The organism is Dyella sp. (assembly GCF_036384435.1).
Lineage (GTDB): Bacteria > Pseudomonadota > Gammaproteobacteria > Xanthomonadales > Rhodanobacteraceae > GSA-30.
The window spans coordinates 1-2,353 of the sequence record NZ_DASVMI010000088.1 but is presented as its reverse complement, the minus strand read 5'-3'; the positions used below and the strand labels follow the sequence as shown (position 1 = coordinate 2,353).

The following is a 2,353-nucleotide window of genomic DNA, read 5'->3' as shown; positions in this document are numbered from 1 at the left end:
GAGGCTTGCCGTATGCCCCCGGGGCGGGCTGCTAGCAAGCGCTCCACCTTGTGCCCCCATCCCCGTCTCCACTTACGCGCATCCCTTGCCGCCTCCACGGCGCCTGTGCCAATCTCGGCAACACGGGGGAAGGGTTCCATGTCTTCGCATTCGGTCATTGCCTGGGCGGAGCCAACATCATCATGAACGTCGAGCTGCGCTATTTGCATGCGTTTCGCACTGTCTGCGAAGCCGGCGGGCTGCGTGCGGCTGCCGCCGTGCTGCATCGGACCGAGCAGTCCGTGAGCTACCAGCTGCGAAGGCTTGAAGAAAGCCTGGGCATGCCCCTGTTCGAACGGCGTGGTGGCCGACTGCATCCCAACGCCGCCGGCTTGCGCCTGCTCGACTTTTGCCGTGGCATGGAGCATGACTGGGAACGCGTGCAACAGGACATGCTGGGCTCGACCACACAGAAGTACGAACCATTGCGTATCTCGTCCGTGCGCGGTTACGGCCAATACGTAGTACGGCCGCTATTTCGCCCGGGCGGTGCACTGACTCACCTGCCCGTGCGCATCCAGTATCCGACCTTCGATGGCGTGATGCACAACGTGGAGAGCGGCGAGAGCGATCTTGGCTTCGTCTTTTCTCTTCCAGTGCATACGCGGATGGGGCATATGGCGATCGACAGTGAGGAAATCGTACTGATCTCGCCGGCAAGCGACCCGCCACCCGATTTGAACATGGGGGCGCTTGAGAACCAGACATTCGTCAGTTATGACGAAAGCGATTTTGTGTTCGCCACCTGGTTCGGCCACGTCTTCGGCCGGCCGACGCCGCAGCTATCGGTGGCTGCTCATTTCGAGGAAATGGAAGAGGTCGTCAACGGGGTAGCCGCCGGCTACGGCATCTCCATCTTGCCTGCCGCCTGCCTGCTTGGTCACGACATGCTGCCTGGAATCCGCATCCTTGAAGATCCGGCCGCCATATGCCGCAACACCATCTATGCGGTATTCAATGCCCCCCCGTCGCACCCCGATGTGGAACGCGTACTCGATGCTCTGCGAGCCTTGGCTAGTCAGCGCCTTCCCGGCACGGACAGGGCTGCCACTTCGGACGGATCGAGCTGACGCCACCGCCCCTTCGGCAACTCGCCCAGCGCCAACGAGCCGATCGCCACGCGTATCAGCCGCAGCACGCCGACACGATGCGCTTCAAGCATGCGCCGGATATGCCGGTTACGGCCTTCGTCCAGGGTGAACTCCAGCCAGGCATGCTTCTCGCCACTACGCAGCAACTGCACCTGCCTGGCCGCCAGGTGTTCGCCCTGATCGACCACGCCCTCTGTCAAACGCGCCATCAGTTCAGGGGTGGGAAGCGTATCGATCTGAACGTGGTAGATCTTGTCGATGTGATGCCTGGGCTCGGTAAGGCCCGCAGCCCACATGCTGTCGTTAGTCAGCAACAACAAGCCTTCACTGGCGCGATCCAGCCTCCCCACGGGCCCGAGCCATGGCAAGCCAGAATCCCTGAGCAGGTCATACACCGTGTCACGCCCGCGCTCGTCATTGGCGCTGACCACGATGCCACGAGGCTTGTTGAGTGCGATGTAGACGCGTTGCGTTTGCGCAATGGCCTTGCCATCCAGTTGTATGCGTTGGCGTTGCGGATCAGCCCGTTGCTCGGGATTACGCACGACACGCCCATCGACGCTGACTCGCCCCTCCCGCACCGCCTGCTCAGCCTGGCTACGCGAACACACCCCCAGCTTGCTGATGACGCGAGCGATGCCATGGCGCGGAGGCTGGCTGGCGGAATGAGGACGTGTCGGACGATAAGGCATGGCGCATTTTAGCGGGTGGTGCGGGTGGCAGGAGCATTGCGGGAGACGGCCATGCTTCGGGAGATGGATGATGGCGCAAGTTCGCCATGGGCGCGTTTGTTGCGCGCGCTGGCTTCTTCGCGGACTGGAAGCCCACCGCAGCGCCGAACCATGCGCCCTCCTCACCCCTCGTCCCTGCTCCACTCTCACCGGGCCCTCATCGAATCACGCGAGCCCTTCGTGACCTGAGGTTCGCGGCCACGTCGAATCATGCGCCCCCATCACCCAACTCTCATACCCATTCCGAACGCACGCAGGCCATATCGCAGCCGCTTCCTCCAAGCGCACCACGCCGCCATCCAGCACCCAAAAGAAAAGCCCGGCTTGCGCCGGGCTCTTCGGGTACCACTAGGGCAGATCGATTACTGCTGGACCTGCAGCTCGGTGCGGCGGTTGCGCGCACGGCCAGCGTCGGTCGCATTGGTGTCGATCGGATCGTTCTTGCCGTGGCCGATCGGGCCTTCCAGACGGCTCGCGTCGATACCGTGCGAG

Annotated in this window: 2 protein-coding genes and 1 pseudogene; 1 reads left to right on the top strand and 2 read right to left on the bottom strand. The window is 63.0% G+C overall.

Going from position 1 to position 2,353, the window contains the following annotated elements; translation table 11 throughout:
- The first annotated feature begins 182 nt into the window (after positions 1-182).
- Complete coding sequence (locus tag VF436_RS08620) at positions 183-1,109, top strand: LysR family transcriptional regulator (protein ID WP_330903600.1); 927 nt, start codon at positions 183-185, stop codon at positions 1,107-1,109.
- On the opposite strand, the gene VF436_RS08615 is transcribed toward VF436_RS08620, so the two are convergent.
- Both VF436_RS08615 and VF436_RS08610 read right to left on the bottom strand, forming a co-directional pair.
- Complete coding sequence (locus VF436_RS08615; RefSeq protein ID WP_330903599.1) at positions 1,058-1,822, bottom strand: pseudouridine synthase; 765 nt, start codon at positions 1,820-1,822, stop codon at positions 1,058-1,060. The two genes, VF436_RS08620 and VF436_RS08615, sit on opposite strands and share 52 nt — an antisense overlap.
- A 401-nt stretch (positions 1,823-2,223) precedes the next feature.
- Positions 2,224-2,353 (bottom strand): annotated as a pseudogene (locus VF436_RS08610) (OmpA family protein); the annotation flags it as partial.